At 48.1% G+C, this 26,913-nt stretch carries 25 protein-coding genes and 1 riboswitch; of the genes, 20 read left to right on the top strand and 5 right to left on the bottom strand.

Annotated features, from left to right (window positions below):
- Positions 1-521: 521 nt before the first annotated feature.
- A riboswitch (THF riboswitch) is annotated at positions 522-616 on the top strand.
- A gap of 37 nt (positions 617-653) precedes the next feature.
- The 6 genes from BVJ53_RS04080 to BVJ53_RS04055 all read left to right on the top strand — a co-directional run bounded on the left by BVJ53_RS04080 (position 654) and on the right by BVJ53_RS04055 (position 4,847).
- Positions 654-1,172 carry a folate family ECF transporter S component gene (locus BVJ53_RS04080; protein WP_129301277.1) on the top strand — a complete coding sequence of 173 codons (519 nt, stop codon included), beginning with the start codon at positions 654-656 and terminating at the stop codon, positions 1,170-1,172.
- Between the two features lie 193 nt (positions 1,173-1,365).
- Entirely contained in the window at positions 1,366-1,971 is a 606-nt protein-coding gene (locus BVJ53_RS04075) for a hypothetical protein (protein ID WP_129301276.1), read from the top strand.
- Positions 1,972-2,125: 154 nt separating this feature from the next.
- A complete protein-coding gene (tsaB, locus tag BVJ53_RS04070; protein ID WP_129301275.1) occupies positions 2,126-2,848 on the top strand; it encodes a tRNA (adenosine(37)-N6)-threonylcarbamoyltransferase complex dimerization subunit type 1 TsaB in 723 nt (240 codons plus the stop codon).
- Positions 2,832-3,365 carry a ribosomal protein S18-alanine N-acetyltransferase gene (gene rimI / locus BVJ53_RS04065; RefSeq protein WP_129301274.1) on the top strand — a complete coding sequence of 178 codons (534 nt, stop codon included), beginning with the start codon at positions 2,832-2,834 and terminating at the stop codon, positions 3,363-3,365. The genes tsaB and rimI overlap by 17 nt, the downstream gene beginning before the upstream one ends.
- Before the next feature lie 35 nt (positions 3,366-3,400).
- Positions 3,401-4,423, top strand: a complete 1,023-nt coding sequence (tsaD, locus tag BVJ53_RS04060; RefSeq protein WP_129301273.1) for a tRNA (adenosine(37)-N6)-threonylcarbamoyltransferase complex transferase subunit TsaD — start codon at positions 3,401-3,403, stop codon at positions 4,421-4,423.
- Positions 4,424-4,520: 97 nt separating this feature from the next.
- On the top strand, positions 4,521-4,847 hold the full coding sequence (locus BVJ53_RS04055; protein ID WP_010491995.1) for a PTS sugar transporter subunit IIB: 327 nt from the start codon (positions 4,521-4,523) through the stop codon (positions 4,845-4,847).
- Between the two features lie 115 nt (positions 4,848-4,962).
- On the opposite strand, the gene BVJ53_RS04050 is transcribed toward BVJ53_RS04055, so the two are convergent.
- Positions 4,963-6,915 (bottom strand): ABC-F family ATP-binding cassette domain-containing protein, encoded by a 1,953-nt coding sequence (locus BVJ53_RS04050; RefSeq protein WP_129301272.1) that lies wholly within the window; start codon positions 6,913-6,915, stop codon positions 4,963-4,965.
- Positions 6,916-7,133: 218 nt separating this feature from the next.
- Between BVJ53_RS04050 and BVJ53_RS04045 the strand changes: the two genes are divergently transcribed.
- The 4 genes from BVJ53_RS04045 to BVJ53_RS04030 all read left to right on the top strand — a co-directional run bounded on the left by BVJ53_RS04045 (position 7,134) and on the right by BVJ53_RS04030 (position 10,190).
- Complete coding sequence (locus BVJ53_RS04045; protein WP_129301271.1) at positions 7,134-7,787, top strand: redox-sensing transcriptional repressor Rex; 654 nt, start codon at positions 7,134-7,136, stop codon at positions 7,785-7,787.
- Positions 7,788-7,893: 106 nt separating this feature from the next.
- On the top strand, positions 7,894-8,262 hold the full coding sequence (locus BVJ53_RS04040; protein ID WP_129301270.1) for a GntR family transcriptional regulator: 369 nt from the start codon (positions 7,894-7,896) through the stop codon (positions 8,260-8,262).
- A complete protein-coding gene (locus tag BVJ53_RS04035) occupies positions 8,259-9,146 on the top strand; it encodes an ATP-binding cassette domain-containing protein (RefSeq protein ID WP_129301269.1) in 888 nt (295 codons plus the stop codon). The genes BVJ53_RS04040 and BVJ53_RS04035 overlap by 4 nt, the downstream gene beginning before the upstream one ends.
- Positions 9,147-10,190 carry a hypothetical protein gene (locus tag BVJ53_RS04030; RefSeq protein ID WP_129301268.1) on the top strand — a complete coding sequence of 348 codons (1,044 nt, stop codon included), beginning with the start codon at positions 9,147-9,149 and terminating at the stop codon, positions 10,188-10,190.
- Between the two features lie 95 nt (positions 10,191-10,285).
- Here the strand turns inward: BVJ53_RS04030 and BVJ53_RS04025 are convergent, their stop codons facing one another.
- Together BVJ53_RS04025 and BVJ53_RS04020 are read right to left on the bottom strand one after the other, a co-directional pair.
- Positions 10,286-11,344: an LCP family protein gene (locus BVJ53_RS04025; RefSeq protein WP_129301267.1), complete on the bottom strand. Its 1,059-nt coding sequence runs from the start codon at positions 11,342-11,344 to the stop codon at positions 10,286-10,288.
- 82 nt (positions 11,345-11,426) lie between these two features.
- Positions 11,427-12,071 carry a CPBP family intramembrane glutamic endopeptidase gene (locus tag BVJ53_RS04020; RefSeq protein WP_129301266.1) on the bottom strand — a complete coding sequence of 215 codons (645 nt, stop codon included), beginning with the start codon at positions 12,069-12,071 and terminating at the stop codon, positions 11,427-11,429.
- Between the two features lie 157 nt (positions 12,072-12,228).
- On the opposite strand from BVJ53_RS04020, the gene groES reads away from it, so the two are divergent.
- The 7 genes from groES to BVJ53_RS03975 all read left to right on the top strand — a co-directional run bounded on the left by groES (position 12,229) and on the right by BVJ53_RS03975 (position 22,494).
- Positions 12,229-12,510, top strand: a complete 282-nt coding sequence (gene groES / locus BVJ53_RS04015; RefSeq protein WP_129301265.1) for a co-chaperone GroES — start codon at positions 12,229-12,231, stop codon at positions 12,508-12,510.
- A 35-nt stretch (positions 12,511-12,545) separates the two neighbouring features.
- Complete coding sequence (groL, locus tag BVJ53_RS04010) at positions 12,546-14,180, top strand: chaperonin GroEL (protein ID WP_129301264.1); 1,635 nt, start codon at positions 12,546-12,548, stop codon at positions 14,178-14,180.
- A 235-nt stretch (positions 14,181-14,415) separates the two neighbouring features.
- Complete coding sequence (locus tag BVJ53_RS04005; RefSeq protein ID WP_129301263.1) at positions 14,416-14,757, top strand: DUF1827 family protein; 342 nt, start codon at positions 14,416-14,418, stop codon at positions 14,755-14,757.
- 397 nt (positions 14,758-15,154) lie between these two features.
- On the top strand, positions 15,155-16,984 hold the full coding sequence (locus BVJ53_RS03995; protein WP_129301262.1) for an APC family permease: 1,830 nt from the start codon (positions 15,155-15,157) through the stop codon (positions 16,982-16,984).
- Positions 16,985-17,415: 431 nt separating this feature from the next.
- Positions 17,416-19,989 (top strand): DNA mismatch repair protein MutS, encoded by a 2,574-nt coding sequence (gene mutS, locus BVJ53_RS03985; protein ID WP_129301261.1) that lies wholly within the window; start codon positions 17,416-17,418, stop codon positions 19,987-19,989.
- A 4-nt stretch (positions 19,990-19,993) separates the two neighbouring features.
- The gene (gene mutL / locus BVJ53_RS03980; RefSeq protein WP_129301260.1) at positions 19,994-21,949 is read left to right on the top strand and encodes a DNA mismatch repair endonuclease MutL; all 1,956 of its coding nucleotides are present in this window, start codon (positions 19,994-19,996) and stop codon (positions 21,947-21,949) included.
- A complete protein-coding gene (locus BVJ53_RS03975) occupies positions 21,946-22,494 on the top strand; it encodes a Maf family protein (RefSeq protein WP_129301259.1) in 549 nt (182 codons plus the stop codon). The genes mutL and BVJ53_RS03975 overlap by 4 nt, the downstream gene beginning before the upstream one ends.
- Before the next feature lie 163 nt (positions 22,495-22,657).
- Here the strand turns inward: BVJ53_RS03975 and BVJ53_RS03970 are convergent, their stop codons facing one another.
- Together BVJ53_RS03970 and BVJ53_RS03965 are read right to left on the bottom strand one after the other, a co-directional pair.
- Positions 22,658-23,161 carry a DUF4811 domain-containing protein gene (locus BVJ53_RS03970; RefSeq protein ID WP_129301258.1) on the bottom strand — a complete coding sequence of 168 codons (504 nt, stop codon included), beginning with the start codon at positions 23,159-23,161 and terminating at the stop codon, positions 22,658-22,660.
- The gene (locus BVJ53_RS03965; RefSeq protein ID WP_129301257.1) at positions 23,158-24,615 is read right to left on the bottom strand and encodes an MDR family MFS transporter; all 1,458 of its coding nucleotides are present in this window, start codon (positions 24,613-24,615) and stop codon (positions 23,158-23,160) included. Before BVJ53_RS03965 ends, BVJ53_RS03970 begins: the two co-directional genes overlap by 4 nt.
- Positions 24,616-24,779: 164 nt before the next feature.
- Here BVJ53_RS03965 and BVJ53_RS03960 point away from each other — a divergent pair, with 164 nt between their 5' ends.
- The 3 genes from BVJ53_RS03960 to BVJ53_RS03950 all read left to right on the top strand — a co-directional run.
- On the top strand, positions 24,780-25,781 hold the full coding sequence (locus tag BVJ53_RS03960) for an acyltransferase family protein (RefSeq protein WP_129301256.1): 1,002 nt from the start codon (positions 24,780-24,782) through the stop codon (positions 25,779-25,781).
- Positions 25,768-26,565: an alpha/beta hydrolase gene (locus BVJ53_RS03955; protein WP_129301255.1), complete on the top strand. Its 798-nt coding sequence runs from the start codon at positions 25,768-25,770 to the stop codon at positions 26,563-26,565. The genes BVJ53_RS03960 and BVJ53_RS03955 overlap by 14 nt, the downstream gene beginning before the upstream one ends.
- Positions 26,566-26,732: 167 nt before the next feature.
- Positions 26,733-26,913, top strand: a 181-nt coding sequence (locus tag BVJ53_RS03950; RefSeq protein ID WP_331250553.1) for a helix-turn-helix domain-containing protein, incomplete at its 3' end; no start/stop codon positions are given.

Genomic DNA, 26,913 nt, shown 5'->3' with positions numbered 1-26,913 from the left:
ACGCGTTCACCGACGCAGGAGTCTGCGTTTAAGGGCCTTGGTCGCAATGGCCCTAAGCCCAGGCCATCACGCCCAAAGCCGTTTACACTCAGACTCCTAAGCGCGCTGGTTCACGCTCACCTATAACGCGTTCGCAGTCGCAGAAATCTACGTGTAAGGGCCTTGGTCGCAATGGCCTAAGCCCGGGCCATCACGCCCAAGGCCGCTTACACTCCGATTTCTAAGCGCTCCTGCTCACGCTCAAAAAATTAGCGGTGCACCCAAAATTTTGAGCACACCGCCTTTGAGGGAATCCCTTTGTCAGGGAGTTTTGAGCAACTAAGAAAAATTTGCTTACAAGGCACCATTTTAGCGGTGCAATCTGGCAGCAGACTTGGTGTAGCGCTAAAAATTACCGAGAAAGTCGTGAGATAATTTTCACGATAACATCAGTGGGTGGCTGTGTCTTGAGTTGTTGATGCGAACATTCAAGGGGTTCCCTTTGACTAACTTTCGGTGTACGATAGAACATGTGACAAAATCTAGGAGTAGGAATCTGCGCGTTAAGTGCTGCTGGAACGGAATGTGAACGGCAGACGAAGACGAAAGTCGCGGTGCAGATGCCGCATTCGCCTGATATTTAGGCGTCTCCGCAAAAAAGGAGATTGCAGCTTATGCAAGTTTTATCGTTTAGTAGTCCCAAGCTTTCCACTCGAAACATCGTGTACATGGCCATGTTGATGGCGATGCAGATTGTTTTGGGTCGTTTTTCTTTTGGTACGCCATGGCTTAAGATCAGTCCGGCGTTTTTCGCTACCATTTTGATGGGGTATTATTTCGGGCCATGGCTGGCCGCGGGCGCAGCTGCCTTGAATGACCAGCTGTCGATTATGATCTTCAATCCGGGCGCCAATTTTCCTGGGTTCACGCTTAGTGCCGCAATTGCTGCAATGATTTATGGCATGTTTTTCCACGGCAAGAAGGTAACGGTCATGCGAACGTTGCTTGGTGTTGGCTTGGTGTTGCTGATCAGTAATGTCATTTTGACAACGCTGTGGCTGAACATGATGGGGACGCCTTGGCAGGGAATTATCTGGCCACGAACGATTAAAAACGTGGTCATGTTACCGATCCAGACTGCACTGTCTTACGGGACTTTAAAAGCCGTCGAACGGATTCGGCCTCATCTTTAATTTCGACTAATAATTAGCAGCAAGTTTCTCAGTCATCTTTGCGCTGACTTGGAAGCTTGGTGCTAATTTTTTGAATGTGAAGGCATCTTTTTACCTCAACGCCGACAAGAGCTGTCCGATTCGTCTAACTGGTCACCCATCAGATTAATTGCTAAAATAGGCAAATCAAAGTTTCTGGAAAGGATGGCGGACAATGGATCTTTTATTGCTTGGTCTGGTCGCGGTCGCATTGGCCGGCACCGGTTTGTGGGCATGGTATTTGGAACGGAGAATCATCGCCATGCAGCTGACAACGCACAAGATGATGTACCCGAATCAGGTGCGCACTGGCCGGAAAACGTATATTCGCAACTTGTATCGCGAAAGTGCCTTGGCGAAGCAGATCCGCCGTGTTGGGTTGACAGGCAGCTGGATCAGCGGCTTAGCCTTTGCTTTTGCGATCGGGAATCAGTTTTACAACGAGCTGAGTCACCTGCCGCTTATTCGAAGATTTTATATTTTTACGGCAGATTATTTAACCACACGCAATCAAGCTTTGTGGGTACTGGCCATCAGTGCGGTAGTTGCCGGGTTTGCCTGGATGTGGCTGGCAAAATGGTTGCATGATCAGCTGCTGGCTGCTAACGAGGCAACGGGGTTCCAGAGTGCCGCGGACTTGTACTGGACGCCGGAAAGTATCATTCACCAACGCTTATGGCTTAAAGTTTTATTACAGATTCTGTTGATGATTGGCAGTATCCTCATTTTGTTTGCCGCGTTAAACGGGGAACTGCCCAATCCCGGCGAAGCGTGGTTGTGAAGATAGATAAAGTGGCATAGTATGGTGTCGTTTGACTTGGTTTGAGCTGACTTGTTCGCAGTCTGTATGCAGTCGCATGATTATACCACTCACGCTTTAAGGCCATTTGTGATAAACTATTGCCATGATTGTATCGCCGAAGGGAGGGCTGAATATGCGATTATTAGCACTTGATACCTCAAATGAGGCGATGTCGGTTGCTGTATTGGACAATGATCGCTTATTGGCGCAGACGACCATTAACCATAAGCGAACTCATAGTGAGCAGTTATTACCAACGATTGACGATTTGGTTGCTGCAAGTGGCTTACAACCTGAAGATCTTGATAAAATTATTGTTGCAGACGGTCCGGGTTCCTACACGGGCATCCGCATTGCCGTGACCACCGGGAAAACCCTGGCCTATACGCTAAACATCGCATTGGTCGGCGTCTCCAGTCTGGCAGTGTTAGCAGCTAATATCACGGATACAAAAGCCATGATTGTGCCGATTATGAATGCACGGCGCAGCAATGTCTTCACAGGTGTTTACCAGTGGGACAAGGAAAAATTAATCAATGTAGTCACAGACCGCCACGTTCCGCTGACGCTTCTACTCACTGAGCTGAGAACGTTGCGGCAGCCTGTCATCTTTGTCGGATCCGATGCAGTGATGTTTCGTGGACAGATTATCGAGGTATTGGGCGGTTTGGCTCATTTTGCGCCTGACTGGCTAAATCTGCCACAAGCACTGCGACTTGGGCAGCTAGGCAAAGATTTACCACCGGTTTCTGTCTATGATTTTGTGCCGCGCTATTTACGCTTAACGGAAGCCGAAAATAACTGGCTTAAGGCGCATCCTGGCAAAGGACATGATGTTTATGTTGAGAAAGTTTAGATCTTGGTTTGACCGCACGACGCCTGATGAACTTCAGTTTGAACCGCGGACGATCACTGTCCGGAATAAAGAATATTTATTACGGCGCATGACGGAAGCCGATGTTGACGCAGCGCTGGCGATTGAGCGGCGGATCTATCATGATACGCCATGGGATCGCTATGCGTTTTTCTCTGAATTGCGCAAAGTGCGCCACTCACTGTATCTTGCCGTTGAAGACGCTGGCCAGATGGTTGCGTTGATCGGCACGTGGTTTACCATAAGTGAGGCTCATGTTACGAATATTGCCGTTGATCCAGCTTACCAGCATATGGGACTGGGTCGCTTTTTGATGCAGTTTATGATCGGGCGGGCTATTGACTACGGCAGTGAAAAGGTCACGCTTGAGGTTAGAACGAATAATGACATCGCCAAGCGACTTTATCACTCACTTGGATTTCGAGATGGCAAAATTAAAAAAGGTTATTATGTCAGCAATCACGATGATGCACAGGATATGTATCGGCCTTTGCCGTAGCGTCCGGAACCATCATGTTTGTAGAGGAGAATAATGTGGCAGCAAGGGAATTGATCTTAGCATTTGAAAGCAGCTGCGACGAAACCAGTGTGGCTGTCGTTGAAAATGGCAATAAAATTTTGTCGAATATTATCGCGACGCAAATCAAGAGCCACCAACGTTTTGGGGGTGTCGTTCCGGAAGTCGCCAGCCGTCACCATGTTGAACAGATTACACTGGTGACAGACGCGGCACTGAAAGAAGCGGGGGTAACCTATACTGACTTAACGGCGGTAGCAGTCACATACGGTCCGGGTTTGGTCGGCGCACTGTTGATCGGCGTGACGGCTGCCAAAACGATTGCCTATGCCCATCATTTACCGCTGATTCCGGTTAATCATATGGCGGGCCATATTTACGCTGCACGCTTTGTTAAGCCACTGACGTATCCACTACTGGCACTGGCTGTTTCCGGTGGTCACACCGAGCTGGTTTACATGAAAGCTGCCGGTGAATTCGAGATTATTGGCGATACTAGGGATGATGCTGCTGGTGAGGCCTATGATAAAGTAGGGCGGATTCTAGGCATCCCATATCCGGCAGGGAAAGAAGTCGATCGTTTGGCACATTTGGGTCACGATACCTTTCATTTTCCGCGCGCCATGGATAAAGAAGATAATCTGGACTTTAGTTTCAGTGGCTTGAAGTCAGCTGTGATTAATACGGTGCATCATGCCAACCAAATCGGCGAAACACTTAGCCGCGAAGATCTTGCGGCCAGTTTCCAGGCGGCGGTGGTGGATGTTTTGGTTCACAAAACTCAGAAGGCTCTGACACACTACCCGGTTAAACAACTGATCGTGGCTGGCGGAGTAGCAGCCAATCAAGGTCTCAAAGAAGCCATGAACGAAGCACTGGCCGTACACTTTCCGGATGTTGACGTGATCGTTCCGCCGCTGCGCTTAACCGGCGATAATGGTGCCATGATCGGTGCAGCCGCGCATATCGAACTGGCGAAACGCCATCTTGCTTCCGAGAGTCTTAATGCGGATCCGGGTCTGAGCTTTGCCCATGCCTAGGGTCATGAGCGAATCATCAGCACTTTCGTTGACGGGGACTCGTTGATTTAGTTAAACTTAACTTATCGATAAGTTTGTTAACGAAAGGATGATTCCCATGGCTGAAAAAACAATTATGTTAGTCTGCTCCGCCGGCATGTCCACCTCAATGTTGGTGCAACGAATGAAAAAAGCAGCTGCGGCAGATGGCATGGATGTTGATGTTTTTGCCACCGCAGCCGCAGATGCTGACAATAAACTGGCATCGGAACCGGTCTCGGTACTCATGCTTGGCCCGCAAGTCCGCTTTATGGAGAGCCAATTCAAAGCCAAAGCCGACGCTAAAAAAATCCCGATGGCCGTCATTGACATGAAAGCCTATGGGATGATGGACGGCGAGAAAGTTTTACAGCAGGCAATCGGGTTGCTGGATCAAAAGGTTTAAGTAGAGCATAATTAAAAAATATAAAAAGACGCTGGTACCGGAAACAAGTTATTGATTCCGGTACCGGCGTTTTTTTGCGGTTAACTGAACCTTGACCAGAGCTAATCTGATCAGGTTACTTATCGGCGGTTTGCATGTCTTCAAGCTGGATGCTTTTTTCTTCCCAAGTATTTTCGACGTCCGTGGTTTGTTTTTGAACTTCTTCGAGCTTGGTTTGCAATTTCTGCATTTTGACATAGTCACTCAAAACATCGGGGGCGGTCATTTCTTTTTGGATCGTGGTAGCTTGGTCGCCAAGTTTCTGCAACTGTGCCTCTAAGTCAGCAACTTCCCGCTTTAACTTACGGGTTGCTCGGGCATCTTCTTTGGATTGTTGGTAGGAGGTAGCGCCCGCGGTTTCGATTTTGGCAGTCGGCTGTTCAGCGGCTGCAGCTTCTGCTTCTGCTTTGGTCTCGGCCAGCTTTTCCTGATAGTAATCCCAGTTGCCGAGGTAAGTGGTGCTGCCGGTCGGCGCGATGGCAATGACGTTGGTGGCCAGTTCGTTGATAAAGTAACGGTCGTGAGATACGAACAAAACGGTGCCATTAAAATCTTTTAATGCCTGTTCAAGGACTTCCTTGCTGTTGATATCCAAGTGGTTCGTTGGTTCATCGAGCACCAGAAAATTATCATGTTTGAGTGCCAATTTAGTTAACTCCAGCCGAGCTTTCTGCCCACCAGATAAGGCACTGACCGGTTTTTGAATATCGTCTGGACCGAACAAAAAAGCGGCCAGAACAGAACGAACATCTTTTTCCGGCATCATTGGGTGTTCGTCCCAAATTTCGTCAATCACCGTATTTTTAGGGTTGAGTTGTTGGATTTCCTGGTCGTAGTAGCCAACATCAACGTTAGCGCCGAATTTCGCTGATCCGGCGAGAAAAGGAATCTTACCTAAGATGCTTTTAAGCAAAGTCGATTTACCGACGCCGTTTGGTCCGATAATCGCGATCCGATCGAATTTGTTCACTTGGAAATCGATCGGTCCGGCCATCGGGTGATCAGCTTCATAACCAACTGTTGCCTGATTGACTTTGAGCACCTCATTGCCGCTGGGACGATTAGGTGTGAAATTAAAGTGAACGCTTTTGTCGTCACCGGTCGGTTTTTCCAGAACGTCCATTTTTTCTAATTGCTTACGGCGTGCCTGAGCCTGCTTGGTCGTGCTGGCCCGGACAATATTCTTGTCCACGAAATCCTGCAGCTTGGCAATTTCTTCCTGCTGTCTGGTGTAGGCTTTCCAAGCCTGCGCCTGGCGCTCGGCCTTTTGCTTAAGATAACCGCTGTAGTTGGTCTTGTAATGAGTCGCGTGGTGGTGATCCAGTTCGTAAATTTCGGTGACCACGTGATCAAGAAAATATTGATCATGGCTGACTGTTAGAATAGCGCCGGGATAGGTTTTGAGATAGCCTTCTAGCCAACTGAGTGTTTCGATATCTAGATGATTGGTTGGCTCGTCAAGAATGATCAGGTCATGTTTTTCCAGCAGCAGCTTGGCCAAGGCCAGACGGGAACGTTCACCACCGGACAAGGTGCCAACCGGTTTGTCATATGTGTCTTCACCAAATTGGAAGCCATGGAGAACCGAGCGGATTTCAGCTTCGTAGCCATAACCGTTTTGCTCGTTAAAGTCGTGTTGCAATTGGTCATATTGCTTCATGGTGGCAGAAAAAGCCGTTTTATCTGTAATGAGTTTAGGATCACCGAGTTTGGCCTCTAAGGCGTGGATTTGCCGAGCCATTGCTTGCAGCGGTGCGAAAACTGTCAGCATTTCTTTGAAAATCGTTTTATCTGAATCTAATCCGGAATTTTGGGCCAAATAGCCAATGGAGAGGTTTTTCATGGTCGTCACCTGACCGCTATCCGGTGGTGCAATTCCGGTCAAGATTTCCAGCAGAGTGGTTTTACCAATCCCATTGGGGCCAACAAGACCGATGCGCGCGCCGTCTTGGACTTCAAGGTTCACGTTGGCAAATAATTCGTTGCCGTTGAAGCTGCGGCTAACTTGTTGTGCCTGCAAAATGATCACAGGAATACCTTCTTTCACAATTAATCGTTAAGACTTAATATACCATAGTTTCGTTCATGGGCGTGCGTTCCCTGATGATGCGTTCGCACAATAAAATGTGCTTGTGAAGATGTATCCGCTTGCGTTCAAGCCATAAACCAGCTAATATTAGCAGAAGATACTATGTTGGACAGTTCACATGTTCTGCATGGGAATACTTCTACAGGAGGCTTGCTTACATGGCGGAAACAATCATCCCCAAAGCAACGGCGAAACGCCTACCCGTGTACTACCGATATTTGAATTTCTTGGCGAATTCCGGGACAACCAAGATCAGCTCAACTGAACTGTCGGACGCGGTGAAAGTTGACTCGGCAACGATTCGGCGTGATTTTTCTTATTTCGGTGCATTGGGCAAACGCGGCTACGGCTATGACGTCAACGATTTGCTGAAATTCTTTAAAAAGATTCTGAATCAGGATCGACTAACCAGCGTCGGGTTGGTTGGTGTCGGCAATCTTGGCCACGCCCTGTTGAATTACAATTTTCGACAGGCCAACAACATTCGGATTAGTGCCGGTTTCGATATCAACCCTGATTTAGCTGGAACCATTCAAAGTGGGGTGCCCATTTATCCCATGGATGAAATGATTAAGCAAATTAAAGATCAGCAGATTGAAATCGTGATTTTGACGGTGCCAATCGATGCTGCCCAGCATATCACCGATGATTTGGTTAAGGCCGGAATTAAGGGGATCATGAACTTCACCCCGATTCGCATTTCGGTGCCTAGCTATGTACGGGTACAAAATGTTGATTTGGCAACGGAACTACAGACCTTGATTTACTTCCTAGAACATTATGGGCCAACGCTCAACGAACCGGAAGCTTAATCAAATAAGAGAAAATGCGTCGCTCATGTAAAGTGAGCGGCTTTTTTCTTGCGTTGTTATGTGTACCGTGTATAATAGTACACGTAGTACGAAAGGAGGCACCGTTATGGCAACCGAGCCGTACACACATTTGGCGTACTATGAACGTTTGGTGTTGCAGATTAAAACGCGCATTTTGCAAGGCATTATGCAGCCTGGCGATAAGCTGCCATCGGTGCGGGAAATGGCTAAGCAAGAACAGCTGAATCCCAATACCATCGCCAAAGCCTATAAGCAACTAGAGGCAGACGGCGTGATTTACGTTGAACCCGGGCGCGGATCATTTGTGGCTGAGCCCTTAAAACACGCAAATTCAACTACCGTAGCAGCTTTTCGACCAAAATTCGACGCGTTGGTGGTTGAAGCACAAAGCCTAGGCATCGGTTTGGCAACGCTACAGGCATGGCTGACCGAAAAGGAGGAACATCAAAGATGAGCTTAACCGTAACCAAATTACAAAAAAAGATCGGCAACCGAGAAGTCTTGCGGGATATCAGTTTTTCGTTAATGCCAGGCCAAATTGTCGGCTTAGTGGGTCCGAATGGTATCGGCAAAACCACGATTTTTCGCACTATCACGCGTCAGTACATTCCGAACGGCGGCACCGTCATGTTGGATCATCATGATCTAACAAAGGAATCACCGCAACGAGCAGCCATTTTTTACCTTGATCAACAGCATTTGTTTTTCCGCAAGTATGCGTTGGCCAAGATTGCGACTACTTACGCTTTGCTGTACCCGTCATTTGACCAAAGCACCTTTTCACGACTTATTAAAAAATTCGGATTAGCAGGCGGTCAGCGATTACAGAGCTTATCCAAAGGGTATCAGGCGTTGGTCATGGTAGCGCTGGCTTTGGCAAGTCAGGCGCCGTATGTTTTCCTTGATGAGCCATTTGATGGGCTGGATGTGCTGATTCGCGAGCGGATCGTTAATTTGGTGGTGGATGCGGTGGCTGATGGGCAGCGGACGTTTTTGATCGCGTCTCATAACCTTGCTGAATTAGACGGTTTATCCGATCGCGTTTTATTCGTCAAGGAAGGTCGCATCAGTCGCGATCTCACCTTGGAAAACGTGCGCCAGCAAGCAGTGAAATTGCAGCTCGTATTCCGGACCAAGGAAATTCCAGCGGTGATTAAACAACACGGACGTATTTTGAACATTCGTGGGCGCGTCATCGAAGTCGTTTTCCCTGATTTTACGCCAGATGTGCAAGCGTCACTAGAAGCTGAGCAGCCGGTCTTAAATGAAAGCCTGCCACTGTCGTTGTCGGATTTGTTTAAAGTTGAATTTCGGAAAAAACATGCGGAGGTGGGTTAAATGGGTGACCATCAGTTACTGAAACTTGTTCATATCAGACATAAGGCAGTTGTGCGTGTGATGTTTGTTTTTGTTGTCCTTGTAACATTATTTAACTTAGGCGACACATTGCAAAACTACCATAATCAGCAGAAGTATAACATGAGTTACGCTGAATTTATCTCAACCAAAAAGCAAGCGGCTAAAAATAAAGATGATTTTTACGTCAACAAGAGTTATTCAGATTACCTTGAGGATCAGCATTATTTGATTAAACCAATGCGGAATCACTTATACGTTCCCTCGTTAGTCAGCCGAATTGTGACAATCATCAGTTATGTTGTCCCATTACTCTTCGGATTGGTCTTGGCCGGGATGGATCAGGCAAGCAGTTTTAATGCGGCCGTCTTTAAAAGCCGCTTTAAACGAAAGCAACTCTTTGCTACCCGTTACTGGTACGGGCTTTCATGTCTTCTGGGGGCGACCACACTTGGCGTTGGCATCACGCTGCTTGGCTATTTTGCAGGCATTCCAGCCACGTATGTTGGGATCAGCTGGCTCAATGTCTTAGGACTTCTCATGACGAATCTGGCTGTTAACAGTTTCATGTTCACTGCAGGTGTTGCGGTTGGCAGTATATTTGCTTCCTTGTTTGGCATGTTTGTCTTTGGTCTTCTCGGTGGTTGGATTGGCATGAGTGCGGTTCAGCACTTTTTAATCAATACGGTGATGATTAACCATTCTTATCGGTTACTTCGGTCACATGGCGATCAGTTCTTTCTATTTCTATTTGTTGTGGCATTCGTAGCCAGTGCGGCTGTTTACTGGATCACTCGGTGGTTATTTGACCGCATTTCTTTGGAAAACGAAGGCGAAATCTTATTATTGCCAAAACTACGATGGGTCATTTTTGTCTATGCCCTCATTGTCGTCCCGTACAATTTTGGTAACTGGCTGTTCCAAAATGAATTACTGTCGTACAGCGTCTCCATCGCTTGCATTGTTGCACTCGGTTTCTGGTGGATGCAACGCGAGCGTGCGCAAGAGCAAATGGCAGCTAGATAACTTTGGAACCAAGAAACATGTTGGTGCTATTTCAGGGCATAGAAAAACCGCCATCGACGAAATAAGTCGGTAGGCGGTTTTTGCTTGCAGAAATGTTAACGATCATACGGCGTGTAGATAATGTAATTCTGATTCGTTGTCGCCTTGAAATTAAACTGGGGGTTTTTGGCATTTTGTTTGGTTTCTTCGTTGCTGATGGGTTCGGTTTGCAGGCCCAGGGCTTTGCGAAGCTTATTGGAAACTCGCTGCATTTCGGCGTCTGATGCAATTTGATAAGCGCCGTCGCCGACCCATGCATTAACGCCTTTAAGACGATCAGTCGAAATGGTTTTGGCGGCGCCACGATAATTCAGGAAAATGCTTTGCATATCGGCAAAACTCAGATTGGTCGCGATGTTTTTGGAAATTGTGTCCATGAGCTTGGTGAAGTTGCCAAGCGAGCCGACAGAAATGGCTTTTTTCAAAATTGCCTTGATCACTTGTTGTTGACGCTTTTGACGGCCATAATCACCTTCCGGATCAGCATGGCGCATTCGCGAGTAGGCAAGTGCCATGCTGCCATTTAAATGCATGTGGCCTTTCTTGAATTTCTGGTTACCGGTGTAAGGATCCTGGAATGAAAACGGGACATCAACGTCAACCCCACCGACCGCATTGACGATTTTTTCCAGCGCGCCCATGTTGATCGTCAGATAATAAGAAATCGGGACATTCACAAGTTTGGAGACTGTGTTGATAGCCATATCCGAACCGCCGACATTGTATGCAGCGTTGACTTTTTGCATATTAAATTCTTTGGTGCCAATCAATTCAGCAGCGGTATCGCGCGGGATGCTGACCATGGTTGTTTTGTTGGTTTTCGGATTAATGACGGCCACAATCATGCTGTCAGAATTGCCTTTATCAACCCGCCCTTCAGCCCCCGTGTCGACCCCGAGTAGGAGTATGGAAAATGGTTTCTTTTGGGCGATGTTCGTGCTGACGTGTTTGGTGGCATGGTAGGTATTATCGATCGCATATTTTGCCTGGCTGTAAAGGCGCAAGGCATAGGCGCCGACTGTGAACAAGCCGACAATGACGATTAGGCCGATGAGGCGTCCCCAACGAAAACGTTTAGGCTGTTGACGGTGGCGATGATTTGAACGGGTCTCCATGTTTAAACGGCTCCTTTATAAAAAACGTTATTTCCCATTATAGGAGATTTTGCGGGCCGACGAGATTAATATTCGATTACGTTTACAGCGCGTGAGCAATGTAATACAGCCAAACAACCCATAGTGCGCCGACATGTGCGATGATGGCCGTGCTGATGGCGCCGGTGTGGCGGTAGTCATACGCCAGAACCAATCCGACCAAGGTTGCGCTGAGCCAGTGGCCGCCTGGTTGGGTCAAGGCGAATAACAGACTGGCAATTAAAGCACCGCCGAAAACGCCGGTTACATTAACCAAATTGCCAAACAGGACCTTACGAAAAGCCAACTCTTCTAGAATGGGGATGGCGAGGCCGATTGCCAAAAAGTACCATGGATTGGTGGTCATGCTTGAAAGCTGTTGATGAATCTGGCTATTGGTTTGCGGCATTTTAAAAAGAAACATTTCAAGCCACGAACCGACTAATTGGGCCGCCAACACACCGGCGATGCCGATGACACCCCAGAAAACGCGCTGTTGTGGGGCGAGGACGCCAGGGGCTTCAATCGCGTTGGCAATGACCAGCTGCCGTTCACTGTACACTGCAGCAATCATTGCAATGACGCTGATTAGGGTCACAATGCCAAGGCTGAGCCACCCAACTGGCATGAATTGGAAAATCAAAAGATTAGCGATAAAAGTGACGAGGTAAGCGCTGATAACAGAAAAGGCATGTTTTTGCAGTGACATATAGGGAACGACTCCTTTGAAAAAATATCTGAAATTAGTATAACATTCCCGGGTTTGGGGGTTGCATTCACCCGGAAAACTCGTTATAGTTACTTTTGTAGTTAGCACTTAGACACAGCGAGTGCTAAATCAAAAAATGTAATGTGGAGGGATTGCCTTGTTAAAACCATTAGGAGATCGCGTGATTGTCGAGGTCGTTGAAGAAGAGGAACAGACTGTCGGTGGCATTGTTTTAGCCAATAATGCCAAGCAAAAGCCGCAAACAGGCGAAGTTGTCGCAGTAGGTGAAGGCGCTTTAACACCGGAAGGCAAGCGTCTGCCAATGGGCGTTAAAGTTGGCGATACTGTATTATACGACAAATACGCCGGCTCTGAAGTAAAGTATGAAGGTCAAGACTACCTCGTACTGCACGAAAAAGACATTATGGCAATTGCGTAAAAAATAATCGATCAATTTTGAGGTGAATAAAAACAATGGCAAAAGAAATTAAGTTCTCTGAGGATGCACGTACTGCCATGCTGCGTGGCGTGGATCAATTAGCAAACACGGTAAAAACAACTTTAGGACCAAAAGGCCGCAACGTTGTTTTGGATAAGAGTTATGGCGCACCGGAGATCACTAACGATGGTGTTACGATCGCCAAGTCAATTGACTTAGAAGACCACTACGAAAACATGGGCGCTAAGTTGGTAGCAGAAGTTGCATCCAAGACAAACGATATCGCCGGTGATGGTACCACAACCGCAACAGTTCTGGCACAAAGTATCATTCGTGAAGGCATGAAGAACGTCACTGCCGGTGCTAACCCAGTTGGCATTCGGACCGGTATCGAAAAGGCAACCAAGGCAGCGGTTGATGAACTGCACAAGATCAGTCACAAAGTTAATGGCAAAAAGGAAATCGCTCAGGTTGCTTCTGTTTCATCTTCCAATGAAGAAGTCGGCAATCTGATTGCGGATGCCATGGAGAAAGTTGGCCATGACGGTGTCATTACCATCGAAGAAAGCAAAGGAATCGATACTGAACTTTCTGTTGTTGAAGGGATGCAGTTTGATCGCGGCTATCTGAGTCAATATATGGTAACCGATAATGATAAGATGGAAGCCGATTTGGACGATCCATATATCCTAATTACCGATAAGAAGATTTCTAACATTCAGGACATTCTTCCACTATTGCAGGAAATCGTTCAACAAGGTAAGGCATTACTGATCATTGCTGACGATGTTGCCGGTGAAGCATTGCCGACCTTGGTTCTTAACAAGATTCGTGGTACTTTCAATGTTGTTGCAGTTAAGGCTCCTGGCTTTGGTGATCGCCGCAAGGCACAACTGGAAGACATCGCAACCTTGACCGGTGGTACTGTGATCAGCTCCGATCTTGGTTTAGATCTGAAGGACACCAAGATTGAACAGTTAGGCCGTGCCGGCAAGGTTACTGTTACCAAGGACAACACCACGATTGTTGATGGCACAGGTTCCAAGGATGCCATTGCTGAGCGGGTTAACATCATCAAGAAGCAAATTGCTGACACAACCAGCGACTTCGATCGTGAGAAGCTGCAAGAGCGTCTGGCTAAGTTAGCCGGCGGGGTTGCGGTTGTCAAGGTCGGTGCTGCAACCGAAACCGAATTGAAGGAACGTAAGTATCGGATCGAAGATGCTCTGAACGCGACCCGTGCTGCCGTTGAAGAAGGTTACGTTGCCGGTGGTGGTACTGCCTTGGTTGACGTAATTCCTGCAGTCGCTGCTTTGAAAGAAAAAGGCGACGTTCAGACCGGGATCAACATCGTTCTGCGTGCCCTTGAGGAACCTGTTCGTCAGATCGCTGAAAACGCCGGCCGTGAAGGTTCTGTCATCGTTGAACAATTGAAGAAAGAAAAGCAAGGTATTGGTTACAATGCTTCAACCGGTGAATGGGAAGACATGGCTAAGTCAGGGATCATTGACCCAACCAAAGTTACCCGTTCCGCACTGCAAAACGCTGCATCAGTTGCTGCTTTGATGCTCACAACTGAAGCGGTTGTGGCTGACAAGCCAGAACCAAAGGATAACAACGCTGGCACTGCAGGCGCGAACCCGGCAGCCGGTATGGGCGGCATGATGTAATTTCGTCCTAAATTAAAAAAAGAAACACAGAGAAAACACCAGCGGTTTCGCTGGTGTTTTTGTGTTGGAAATGCGGCATGGCGCGGTTAAAACGTGGATCCTGGCATACGCTCAGAGTTGCCTTAAGCGTTATCATAGGCATTGACTGGGTTTCCTTGGTAAAATAAAATTAGTCAACAGCTTAAATATTTGTAATGGTTATTTTCATCAACGTCAGACAGGAGGGACGAGTTACATGAAACTGATTCAAAACCCCATTCGGCTTAATGCCAGCTTGCACAAGATGCTTCCGTACACTATGCGTTTTTTATACAGTCGCAAGCCAGTCAAGTACTTCGAACTTTACACGTTGGGTTCGGTGCACGTTTATTATGTGGAAGGCTTCAACCAAATCGATATTGTTCTGACCCATGACAAGCGCACTATCAAAGATGATGAGATCGATTTTGTTCTTGAAAAATTAATGCCAGACACGCCAAAAGCCGAGTTGAAAATCAACCACGCTGCCAAAAGCGAAATCGAACACGAAGTTCACCGTAAATTAAAGGTGCATGATGTTGTGATTATCGAAAAGTGAGCGTGAGCCAGCCCGGTCAGAAACCGGAGTATAAGTGACCTCGAGCCTGAATGGCCCAAGCCCAGCCATTCAGGCTCGAGGTCCTTATGTGCAGGTTTCTGGGCTGGCGAACGCGTTAAAGTGAGCGTGAACCAGTCCGGTTTCTGGGCTGACGAGCGCGTTATAACTCTCCCTTTGGCTCTCAGATAGAATGTCGTCTGTTCGCAGTTTTTTTACTCATCTCGCACCAACTCATGACACGTAGGCAAAGATCAATACGACCGGTGTTCCCGATGCTCCATATAGGTTAAGATGAGACAAGGTGGGCGTGAGCCAAGATTTAGAGTACACTAGTGCATGTTTGTTTACGATTTATCAATTTTTTAAACCGGTGTGGGTTAATAGGAGAGTCTAGAAAATGATTCACTTGAAGCGGCTGTTTATTGGCCGGCCTTTAAAATCTTCCGAGGAAGGTGGACAACAACTCAACATTTTCAAGGCGCTGGCGATGCTATCGTCAGATGCTTTGTCCAGTGTGGCTTATGGTACCGAGCAGATTGTCTTGGTCCTTACGACACTGTCGGCCGCAGCAATTTGGTATTCGTTACCGATTGCGGCGTTCGTTTTGGTCTTGCTGATTTCGCTGACACTTTCATATCGGCAGATTATCCATGCCTATCCCAGTGGCGGCGGGGCTTATGTTGTTGCGAGCGAGAACTTAGGCCGCAACGCAGGTTTAACAGCAGGCGCTTCGTTGTTGATTGATTATATGCTGACGGTATCGGTTTCTGTCTCAGCTGGTGCTGAGGCGATCACCAGTGCCATTCCAGCACTTTATGGCCATCAAGTGGCGATTTCGCTGATTATCATTTTTGTTTTGATGGGCATGAACTTACGGGGCATGAGCGAATCGGCTAACTTTCTTATGATTCCAGTTTATCTGTTTGTGCTCGTAATGACGGTGATGATCGTGTGGGGACTTTATCAGGTTGTCAGTGGTGCCATTCCCTACAAGGCAACGTCACTGGTTGGCGCTGCGATTCCCGGCGTGTCGATGGCGTTGATTTTCCGGGCCTTTTCCAGCGGTTCCAGTTCACTGACTGGGGTTGAAGCGATCAGTAATGCGGTGCCGTTTTTCAAGTTGCCTAAGGAAAAAAATGCGGCCAAGACTTTAGCGATTATGGCTGGCATTCTGGGCTTCTTCTTTGCCGGTATTACGTTTTTGAACTACTGGTATGGTTTAGTGCCGATGGCGAAGGTGACAGTACTTTCACAGGTTGCCAAAGAAACGTTTGGCGGCACCGGCATCATGTATTATGTCGTCCAGTTTGCGACTGCGTTAATTCTGGCTGTTGCTGCCAACACAGGGTTTTCGGCTTTTCCGGTCTTAGCTTTCAACTTGGCGAAGGATAAGTTTATGCCGCATATGTACCTGGATCGCGGTGATCGACTGGGTTATTCCAATGGGATTTTGACTTTGGCGCTTGGCTCGGCCGCATTGATCATCATTTTCCAGGGATCTACGGAGCGCTTGATTCCGTTGTACGCGGTAGGCGTGTTCATTCCGTTTACGCTATCGCAAACCGGGATGATCATTCACTGGTTCCGTCACCGTGGCAAAGGCTGGATTGGCAAAACGGTCGCCAATTTTTCTGGCGCTTTGATTTCGTTTGCAATTCTGGTCATCTTATTTGCTTACCGGCTGTTTGATATCTGGCCGTTCTTCATCGTGATGCCGCTGGCGATTTTTATGTTTTACAAAATTCACGATCACTATGGAAAAGTGGCGGCACAATTACGGCTGCCGGCAGACGTAGAGGAGCACCATTATGATGGTAGCACCGTCATTGTGCTTGTCGGCAATGTGACACGGGTGACCCGCGCTGCGCTGAATTACGCCCAATCTATCGGCGATTATGTCATCGCAATGCATGTCTCAATGGATGAGAATCCGAATAAGGAAAAAGAAACGCAAAGTGAGTTTCGCGCTGATTTTCCGGATGTTCGGTTTGTCGACATTCATTCGTCGTATCGTTCGATCGAGGCACCGACCATTCGCTTCGTTGACATTGTGGCGCGGAACGCCGCTAAGCGCAACTTCACGACCACGGTGCTGATTCCGCAGTTCGTACCGCGTAAGAAGTGGCAAAATATTCTCCACAATCAAACCAACTTCCGTTTGCGTGCCGCGTTTGCAAGTCGTGAGAACGTGATTATTGCCACTTACAGTTATCATTTGAAGAAGTAAGGCGGTTTTAGGTTAGTTAGGTAGACGCGTAATAGAGGCGAATGAATTCCATGGATGGGTTCATTCGTCTTTTAGTTTTTGCTAAACAGGTTGGTAAGTTTGGTGAAGAGCAATCCGGTTTCAAAACGCGCTCAATGGGCCAGAAACCTGCACATAAGGACCTTGGTCGCAATGGCCTAAGCCCGGGCCATCACGCCTGAGGCCACTTATGTTCCGGTTTCTAACCGGCCCAGTTCGCGCTCTGAAACGCGCTCACTGGCGCAGAAGTCTGCGTGTAAGAACCTCAGGCGCAATGGCCTAAGCCCGGGCCATCACGCCTGAGGCCACTTACACTCCGACTTCTAACCGCGCCAGTTCGCGCTCTGTTGACTTACCTGTTAAAATGAATAGTAGAAAAAGTCAGAGATAGTCAAAGACAAAGGGTGAATTTTGTGCCGCAAAAAACCAGTGATACGCCAATGATGCAACAGTATAATGCGATTAAGGCGCAGTATCCGGATGCATTTTTATTTTACCGAATTGGTGATTTTTACGAATTGTTCAACGATGATGCCATTAAAGGCGCACAGTTGCTTGAGTTGACATTGACGGCACGGAATAAGAGCGCGGACGATCCAATTCCCATGGCTGGGGTGCCGCATCATGCTGTGCAGAGTTATGTCGATATTCTGATTGATCATGGGTATAAAGTCGCTATTTGTGAGCAAATGGAAGATCCCAAAAAAGCCGTGGGGATGGTCAAGCGTGCGGTGATTCAGCTGATTACTCCCGGCACCAATGTCGATATCAAAGCAGGCGCTGCGAAGACGAACAATTACATTACTGCTGTTTTGCCACACGCAGGCGGTTATGCCTTTGCATATGGCGATGTTTCCACCGGCGAGCTGAAAGTGACAGATCTCAAAAGCAAGTTTGCTTTGCAAAACGAGTTGAGTGCGCTCGCCACCAAAGAGATTGTGGTACCAGAAGACTTGACCGATGACGACGCAGCCATGTTGAAAAAAGGCGAGCGCTTGTTGTCGGTTCAACCTGAAAGCAAACCCACCAGTGAAGGCAGTTATGTTTCGCAAGATCTGAACGATCCAGCCGAAGCCGCAGTTGTGCAAATGCTGATGGCCTATTTGCTGAATACACAAAAACGGAGCCTGGCCCACATTCAAAAAGCCGTGGCCTACCAACCGTCGGCGTATCTTGAAATGGATCAGGATGCTCGCAGCAACCTTGATATTTTGCAAAATAGCCGCACCGGGCGCAAAGGCGATACCTTACTATCTTTGTTGGACGCGACGAAAACCGCGATGGGCGGACGTTTGCTGAAACAATGGTTAGAGCGGCCGTTGTTGGATATTGGCGCCATCAGCGTACGGCAAAATCAAGTTCAGGACTTGCTGGATCACTTTTTTGAACGCAGTGAGTTGCAGGAGCGTTTGACAAAGGTTTATGATCTTGAGCGGTTAGCCGGACGCGTGGCTTTTGGCACGGTTAACGGGCGGGACTTGATTCAGCTGCAAACGTCCCTTGATCAGGTGCCGGCGATTCAGGATGTCTTAAGCAAGCTTGATGATGGCAGTTTTAAGGCACTTCGCGGTAAAATCGATCCAGTCAGTGATGTTGCCAGTTTGATTCGTCGGGCGATCGAGCCGGAGCCGCCGATTTCGGTGACTGATGGCGGCCTTATTTTACGCGGATACAATAAGAAGTTAGACGAGTATCGCGATGCCATGAAGCATTCTAAGCAGTGGATCGCTGAATTGGAAGCATCTGAGCGCCAGGCCACCGGTATTCATAATTTGAAAATCCGCTATAACAAGGTGTTCGGCTATTTCATCGAGGTCACAAAGTCCAACTTGGATAAGATCCCAGAAGGCCGCTACGAGCGTAAGCAGACACTGACAAATGCCGAGCGGTTCATCACACCTGAGCTGAAGGAAAAAGAAACCTTGATTCTTGAGGCGCAGGAAAGTTCGACAGCGCTGGAGTATGATCTTTTTCAAGACATTCGCGATCAGGTCAAGTCCCAGATTAAACGACTCCAAGTGTTAGCCGCACAGATTTCTGCACTGGATGTTTTGCAAAGCTTTGCGACAGTGGCCGAAAATAATCACTATGTCCGACCGACAATGCATGCCGGCACCCACGACATTAATATTAAAGGCGGTCGCCATCCGGTTGTCGAACATGTTTTGGGGCAAGATAGCTATATTCCGAACGATGTCATTATGGATCAGGATGCGGATATGCTGCTGATTACCGGTCCCAACATGTCCGGTAAAAGTACCTATATGCGGCAGTTGGCGCTAATTGTGATCATGGCGCAGGCTGGATCATTCGTTCCCGCTGATGCCGCGGATTTACCAATTTTTGATCAAATCTTCACTCGTATCGGTGCGGCTGATGACTTGGCGAATGGGGAAAGTACCTTTATGGTTGAAATGTTGGAAGCCAATGCGGCATTAAGTCATGCAACGGCCTCGAGCCTGATCCTATTCGATGAAATCGGGCGGGGAACAGCGACTTATGATGGCATGGCGCTGGCACAGGCAATTATCGAGTACCTACATGATCATGTGCACGCCAAGACGCTTTTTTCCACGCATTATCATGAGTTGACCAGTTTGTCGGATTCATTGGCAAAACTTAAGAATGTGCATGTCGGCGCTGTTGAAGAACACGGCAACCTGGTTTTTCTGCATAAAATGATGCCGGGACCGGCAGATAAAAGTTACGGGATTCATGTCGCTAAACTGGCTGGATTGCCAGCAGACTTATTGAGCCGAGCCGATGCGATTCTGAAGCATCTTGAAGCTGCCACACCTGAGAAAACTGTGCCGGCAGCCGCAAGTCAGGTAAAGGATCAGCAATTGTCGCTTTTCGAGGAACCTAAACCGCAACCGAAGAATAGCCCGATTTTGGCGAAATTAGCTAAGTTTGATTTGATGGATGCGACACCAATGGACGCCATGAATTTAATTTTCGACCTTCAGAAACGTTTAAAGAAGAAGTGATTTTATGCCAAAAATTCATCAGCTATCTGCCACGTTAAGTAACCAAATTGCTGCCGGAGAAGTCATCGAACGCCCGGCCAGCGTGGTCAAAGAACTAGTGGAAAACAGCATTGATGCCCAGGCGACCCAGATTGACGTCAAGGTTTCGGCGGCTGGGTTGCAGAAAATTCAGGTGAGTGACAACGGGGGCGGCATTGATCCTGACGATGTTGCGACTGCTTTTTTGCGCCATGCGACGAGCAAAATTCTGACGACGCGGGATCTATTTAATGTACATTCGTTAGGGTTTCGCGGTGAAGCTTTGGCCAGTATCGCGGCGGTTGCCGATGTGACGTTGACGACCGCGACAGATTCCGGTATCGGCGCCAAAATTCACGTGAAAGGCGGCCACGTGGAGGATCAGACCACAGCAGCCCATCGCCGAGGAACCGATGTTGAGGTGTCTGATTTGTTCTTCAATACACCAGCCCGCCTGAAGTACATGAAGTCCCAGCAGACAGAGCTAGGAAAAATTGTCGATATCGTCAGTCGGTTGGCATTGGCTAATCCCAGCATCGCCTTTACGGTTTCACACGATGGCAATATGGTCGTCCGAACTGCGGGTCAAGGCGATCTGCGGCAGACACTTGCGGGAATCTATGGCTTGCCAGTAGCGCGGTCGATGGTCGACTTTCAAGCGCAGGATCTTGATTTTCAAGTGAGCGGCTTGACCAGTTTGCCGGAAACCACGCGTGCATCGCGCAATTATCTGAGTCTGGTCGTCAATGGCCGTTACATTAAGAATTTTCAATTGACGAAAGCCGTGATTGCCGGTTACGGATCGAAGCTCATGGTCGGGCGTTATCCGATGGGCGTTATCACGATTCAGATGGACGCTGCCTTGGTCGACGTCAACGTGCACCCGACGAAAGCCGAAGTCCGCTTGAGTAAGGAGGACCAGCTCAGCCATTTGCTAAGTGAAGCGATTCGGAGTCGGTTAGCAAAAGAAAATCTCATTCCGGACGCGTTGGACAACCTGCCTAAACGCGAACACTACGACCTGGATCAACTAGAATTGACGCTAAATAAAATCAGCCCGAAAACAGCTGGACCAACGCCGCCGCAAGGAACTGAACTGCGTGAAGAAACCCATGATCAGCCCATGAATAAGCCACAAGCTGCAGCAACACCTGCTGCCAAAGCAGACCCAGACTTAACCATGGATGATTTGGATGATCAACCGATTTTTAGTGAGCCGCAACGTCTGGCAAGGTGGGATCAGCGTTATCAAGATCTGGATGCTAATGTGGCGCCAGCGCTGGTGGAGGACCTGCCAGCGCAAGACCTGAAGCGGAACGAACCGGCTGAGCGATTTCCAAATTTAACTTATCTGGCGCAGGTTCATGGCACCTACTTGCTGGCAGAATCCAGCGACGGCTTGTATATTTTGGATCAGCATGCCGCACAGGAACGGGTGAATTATGAATTTTATCGCAAAGAAATCGGTAAAGTCAGCACCGATCAGCAACATTTGTTAGTGCCGATTGTTTTGGATTACTCCGCGGCAGATGCGATTGGTATTCGGACGCACCGCGATGTTTTGGAATCGGTCGGTCTGTATCTGGAAGACTTCGGCCAAAATAGTTTTGTGGTTGAACACCATCCAACTTGGTTTAAAGCCGGTCAGGAAGAGGATACAATCAAGGAAATGGTTGATTGGGTTCTGCGCGACGGCAAGATTACGGTTGCCGCGTTTCGGGAAAAAACCGCCATCATGATGAGTTGTAAACGGGCGATCAAGGCTAATCACCATTTGGACGACAAGCAGGCGCGAGCACTGATTCAAAAGTTGCCGCAATGCGAGAACCCGTTTAACTGCCCGCATGGTCGGCCGGTTCTGGTTCACTTTTCCAATACTGATCTGGAGAAAATGTTCAAGCGAATTCAAGATAGTCATGAAAGTGGGGAAATGCAGGCATGATCATATTGGCAAGCCACTCACCGCGGCGACAGGCGTTGCTCAAGCGGATTGTTCCGGAATTTGAGAGCCACCCAGCCACGATTAATGAACGGGCGTTGCCGATTCTCGCGCCACCGGATTATGTCCAGAGTCTCGCGAAAGCAAAAGGTGAATCATTGGTACCCAGCTACCCGGGGGCTACGATTATTGCCGCAGATACCATGGTTGCGTTTCAGGGCAAATTGTTGGGCAAGCCGCATAGTCGACAGGAAGCCAAACAGATGATCACCGCACTTGGCGGCCAAACGCATCAAGTGTATACCGGCTTATGGGTGCGTCTAGACAATGGCACAGTCCGTCAGCAAGTGGTGGGCACAGATGTTACTTTCTGGCCACTTGCGGAAGCAGAAGTTGAGTCCTATTTGCAAGAAGATGCTTATCAGGACAAGGCCGGTGCTTACGGAATTCAAGATGCCGGCGCTTTACTGGTTAAGTCCATTCATGGTGACTTTTACAATGTGATGGGTCTGCCGATCAGCACGTTGTATCGCATGCTGTTAGCTTAATCTGAATGGATTAGATGAATCAAAAATCAAAATGACCGAGTTGCCAGATTTTCTTCCGGCAGACTCGGTCATTTTTAATGGTAAAGGCGTTTCAATTAAACTAATTAGGTTACATCGGGAGTAAATAGTTAAGGCTCTTTTGTATGCCAAGAAATCACGGCACTTAACTCTTAGGCGATTTAACGACTCGCCAGTTACTTGGTAGGGTGAACGTGTATATTTTGCCAATGTTTTTGCCTTGTTCACCGGATCCGGCGAACATGATAGCGGTAAAGACGTTGCTGTATTTGAGTTTTTGCTCGGTGACAGCGACTTGCGCGATAGTGCCACGTTTTAGCTTCGTCTTCACGGTGGTGCTTGGCTTGATCGAATGCTCGGTGGCATCTCCAGAAATCCGGTAGCGGTAAGCAATGTGCTTTTTGGCCGTGCCGATCGGCTGACTGATAATCTGTAATTGGTTATCCATGGACGCTAGCGGTTGCAACTGCGTGGTTTCTTCAATGGTAAAGCCAATATGGTAAAGATCATTCAAACTGAGTAAACCAATCGGGCCTAAAACCAGCAAGCCACTTACGATGATAGCTAATGGTCGTTGACGACTAGGTTTCATTAACACGACAGCCCAGAAAAAAGCGATGGCACCGATGATCAACAAGAAGATAATCATGAGGCGTCCCCCCGGTCCATGGCATCATTTTTCAAGAAGAAGCTCAGTAATAAGCCTAATGCTGCCATAACTAGCGAAACCGCAAAGGCAGCCCGATAGCCAGCCAAGGTAGCCTGGTGTAGCGCGTTTGTGTAGTCAATCGGATCAAGTGTCTTGCCGCTAGCTGCCGGCGTTGCGCTTTTGGTGACAACCGACAAAACGGAGACCAGGATCGCGGTACCAATTGACGCTGCTACCTGCCGAATCGTATTGTTCACAGCGGTTCCATGGTTGATTAAATGCGTTGGCAAGGCATTCATGCCGGCAGTCGTGACTGGCATCGTGACCATGGTGATCCCGAACATCCGCACAGTATAAACTGCTGTGATATAGATCAGCGGTGTGGTTTCGGTCAACGTCATCAGTGGTAAGGTGCCGGCAACTAGCAGAAACAAACCTGCGACGGCTAATCGTTTGGCACCGATCCGATCAAAAATCCGCCCGGTGATTGGACTCATGATGCCCATCATAATCGCGCCCGGAAACAGAATCATGCCGGAATGAAAGGCGCTTTCGCCACGAATCGTCTGAATATACATAGGCAGTACCATTTCAACACCGACCATCGACATGAAGGCGACCGCAGTCAAAATGACACTTAACGTGAAAGTCTTGGATTTAAAGACCCGCAATTCCAACAACGGTGTTTTGAGATGGAGTTGTCGCCAGCAGAACAAGACGACAAACATAATGCCAATCGCAAGGCTTATCAGAACCTGCGTGTCCGTCCAGCCGGCGTCCCCGACTGTCGAGAAGCCGTATAATAAGCCGCCAAATCCAAGTGTCGAGGCAATAATCGATGGCACGTCAATCTTGGGATGTGACGTTGGCAAAACTTTACGCATACTGTAAGTGGCCAATAATACCACACCGGCAGCAATCGGCATGATCACGGAAAATAACGCACGCCAGGTATGATGCAATAAAATCCAGCCGGAAAGCGTCGGGCCAATCGCCGGAGCCAAGCCAATGACGATGCCTGCTAAGCCCATGGCACTGCCCCGCTTTTCCGGTGGGAAGATGGTGAACATGACGGTCTGGAAGGTGGGCATGGACATGCCGACACCAATCGCCTGGATCAGACGGCCTGCCAGCAGCATCTGAAAGTCAGTAGCGAGCCAGCAAATCAGCGATCCTAAGAAGAAAATCGTCATGGCCGTCAGATAAAGGTGTTTGACATTGAATTTATCCAACAACCATGCCGAAACAGGAATCATGATTCCCATAATTAACATGAAACCGGTTGTTAGCCACTGAACCGCGCTGGCGCTGATATGAAAATCAGCCATCAATGTCGGATAAGCAGTGGTGAGAATGGTTTGCGTCAAGAAAGTCGTAAACGTGCCAATCAGTAAGGTAATGACAAGCAGCAAGCGATTATACGGATGCCCATTAACATCAGTTGGTGTCAACAAAATCGTGTCCTTTCTAAAGAGCGATATAATCCAGTCTAGCACGTCCTTGCCAGATTTGGGTAAAATGGCCTTCACAAAATCTTTAAAAAGGCATCAAACAAACATCTAGGCGACTTGTTAGCCTGAAAATAAGTTATTGACTATGGAAGGGGCGTTTTCGAAACGTGAAAGTCCAATCGACGCATCAACGTATTGAATGGATTGATGTTGCCAAAGGCCTCGGAATCATTGCAGTTGTGTTGGGACATTTTTACCCGCGCCATACAACGTTTTATGAAAGCTTATATTGGTGGCATATGCCATTGTTCTTTATGATTGGCGGTTTCTTTGTCAAGCCGACAACGTTGCCGACTCTAAGAGATTATCTGCAGCGGCGTTTCTGGCCGATGTTCAAACAGTATTTTGGTTACGGTGTGAGTCTGATTTTGCTGAATTTTGTGGTTGAGCAACGCACACCCGCGTTTACTCTGGATTATCTGCGGCGACTGCTGTACGGTGGCACGGAATTGAATGGTTATTTGTCGGTGTTTTGGTTCATAACGGTTTATGCCTCTAGTAGTTTGTTGTTTAGCCTATTACGTGGTTATATGCCAAAAGTCTGGCATGAAGCGGTTTTAATGGCCGGACTTTTCTGGCTAGGCTTCAGTTATCCTAACGCTGAGGCAGTTTTAGGATTCCCGATCCCAGGCAACCTTGATTTGGTACTCGTCGCTTTGCCGTATATGTTTGTCGGGTGGTGGCTGTTCCATTATGCTCGGAGAACTGTCACAAAGCCGTGGTTTATGGCCGTCGCGATCGGCATTTTCGTGGTACTGTTCGCTGCCCAGTCGCGAGGACAAATCGACTTTTTACTTTATATGAAATCCCATCACTTAACTGATCCACTTCTGGCGGGGTGGGCGCCGGTGATCATCTGCGGTGGTTTGTTCGCCGGAGCCAAAAGCTTGGCAGGTACTTTTGCAGGAAACTGGTTAGATCGCATTGGCCGTAGTACACTACCTATAATGTATGGTCATAAAGCGGTCGGTTATGTTTTGGAGAAGTTCGGTGATCCCAATATACTTGTTCTGGTGATTGCCGGTGTTACGATTCCCCTTTTCCTTGCTTATGTGGGCCGCTATGTTTGGAAACGTTGGCAAGGCGGAGGATTATATGCGTTTAGTTAAACGAGTGTTGCTGGTCGTGGTGATTTTACTTATCGGATTGGCGCCAAGTACACAATTGGTAGAAGCGGACACGACACCGACCATTTTTGTTCATGGGTATCGGGGCACGGCCTTTTCGACCAACCAGCTCATTGAAAGCGCCGAAGCTGCAGGGGTGGCTAAGCGCAGTATGGTCATTACGGTGAGTCCGACTGGGCAGTTAGATGTCCGCGGTACGTTGCACACGACCGCTGCCCCGATTATTCAGGTGATTTTCCAAAACAACACCGCTGGCGAAGAGGTGGACAGTCAATGGCTGGCTAAGATTTTCACGATGCTGCATGAGCGTTATGGTGTGGTGAAGTTAAACGCTCTGGGCCACAGTATGGGTGCCTATGCGGTCATTGCCGCGGCAATGGCGCAAACGCCAATTGAATTGGAAAAAGTCGTTGCGATTGCCGGCCCGTATGATGGCTTACTCGGTTGGAATGATCAACCACATCAGTTACAACTAGCGGCAGACGGACGACCGAACCTGATTCGACCCGAGTATGCGCGGCTATTGAAGAATCGCGTTCATTTCCGCGCTAAGTCGGTGTTGAACATCTACGGCAATGTTCAAGATGGTACGGATACCGATACCGTTGTGAGTGTCAATTCGGCCTTGAGCTTAGGCTATCTGCTTCGGGGACTCACTAAGTATCAGACACTTGAAGTCACTGGCCCCCACGCGCAACACAGTCTGCTACATGAGCATAATGTGACGGTCGATCGCGCGATGTTGCAGTTTATTTGGGGAAAATAACTTTACCGTGAAGTGTTAGCTTGAAAAATAGTTTTGCGGCGACTTATCAAAGCGACAGAGCAGGAGCTGGGTGATAAGTTATAACCCAAAATAAAAATGAACGCGTTCCAAATGAGAGGTGCGATAATCCCTTTATGGTTGTCAGATGAAATATCATAATTCATCTGATGATCATGGAGGGATTTTCTATGCCCAGATCTAAGCATACAGCTCAAGAAAAGTTACTCATATTGGAGGAGTTCAGACATTCGAAGACAAGTATCAGTAGTTTCTCCCGTCAACACGGTCTTGGTGATCGTACATTACAACGTTGGCAGGCGCGCTATGAACGTGATGGGATTAAGGGAT

The organism is Lacticaseibacillus chiayiensis, from assembly GCF_004123795.1.
Taxonomy (GTDB): Bacteria; Bacillota; Bacilli; order Lactobacillales; family Lactobacillaceae; genus Lacticaseibacillus; species Lacticaseibacillus chiayiensis.
The sequence above is the reverse complement of the archived record's forward strand: the minus strand, read 5'-3'. Positions and strand labels throughout refer to the sequence as shown.

What these genes read in the sequence shown, in the direction of transcription:
- BVJ53_RS04045 (WP_129301271.1), top strand. Translation starts at nt 7,134, where the DNA reads ATGGCGGAAACAATCATCCCCAAAGCAACGGCGAAACGCCTACCCGTG.
- tsaB (WP_129301275.1), top strand. Translation starts at nt 2,126, where the DNA reads ATGCGATTATTAGCACTTGATACCTCAAATGAGGCGATGTCGGTTGCT.
- groL (WP_129301264.1), top strand. Translation starts at nt 12,546, where the DNA reads ATGGCAAAAGAAATTAAGTTCTCTGAGGATGCACGTACTGCCATGCTG.
- BVJ53_RS04055 (WP_010491995.1), top strand. Translation starts at nt 4,521, where the DNA reads ATGGCTGAAAAAACAATTATGTTAGTCTGCTCCGCCGGCATGTCCACC.
- BVJ53_RS04075 (WP_129301276.1), top strand. Translation starts at nt 1,366, where the DNA reads ATGGATCTTTTATTGCTTGGTCTGGTCGCGGTCGCATTGGCCGGCACC.
- BVJ53_RS03970 (WP_129301258.1), bottom strand. Translation starts at nt 23,161, where the DNA reads ATGATTATCTTCTTGTTGATCATCGGTGCCATCGCTTTTTTCTGGGCT.
- mutL (WP_129301260.1), top strand. Translation starts at nt 19,994, where the DNA reads ATGCCAAAAATTCATCAGCTATCTGCCACGTTAAGTAACCAAATTGCT.
- rimI (WP_129301274.1), top strand. Translation starts at nt 2,832, where the DNA reads ATGTTGAGAAAGTTTAGATCTTGGTTTGACCGCACGACGCCTGATGAA.
- BVJ53_RS03975 (WP_129301259.1), top strand. Translation starts at nt 21,946, where the DNA reads ATGATCATATTGGCAAGCCACTCACCGCGGCGACAGGCGTTGCTCAAG.
- BVJ53_RS03995 (WP_129301262.1), top strand. Translation starts at nt 15,155, where the DNA reads ATGATTCACTTGAAGCGGCTGTTTATTGGCCGGCCTTTAAAATCTTCC.
- BVJ53_RS04030 (WP_129301268.1), top strand. Translation starts at nt 9,147, where the DNA reads ATGGGTGACCATCAGTTACTGAAACTTGTTCATATCAGACATAAGGCA.
- BVJ53_RS03955 (WP_129301255.1), top strand. Translation starts at nt 25,768, where the DNA reads ATGCGTTTAGTTAAACGAGTGTTGCTGGTCGTGGTGATTTTACTTATC.
- BVJ53_RS04005 (WP_129301263.1), top strand. Translation starts at nt 14,416, where the DNA reads ATGAAACTGATTCAAAACCCCATTCGGCTTAATGCCAGCTTGCACAAG.
- BVJ53_RS04080 (WP_129301277.1), top strand. Translation starts at nt 654, where the DNA reads ATGCAAGTTTTATCGTTTAGTAGTCCCAAGCTTTCCACTCGAAACATC.
- BVJ53_RS04025 (WP_129301267.1), bottom strand. Translation starts at nt 11,344, where the DNA reads ATGGAGACCCGTTCAAATCATCGCCACCGTCAACAGCCTAAACGTTTT.
- BVJ53_RS04035 (WP_129301269.1), top strand. Translation starts at nt 8,259, where the DNA reads ATGAGCTTAACCGTAACCAAATTACAAAAAAAGATCGGCAACCGAGAA.
- BVJ53_RS04020 (WP_129301266.1), bottom strand. Translation starts at nt 12,071, where the DNA reads ATGTCACTGCAAAAACATGCCTTTTCTGTTATCAGCGCTTACCTCGTC.
- BVJ53_RS04040 (WP_129301270.1), top strand. Translation starts at nt 7,894, where the DNA reads ATGGCAACCGAGCCGTACACACATTTGGCGTACTATGAACGTTTGGTG.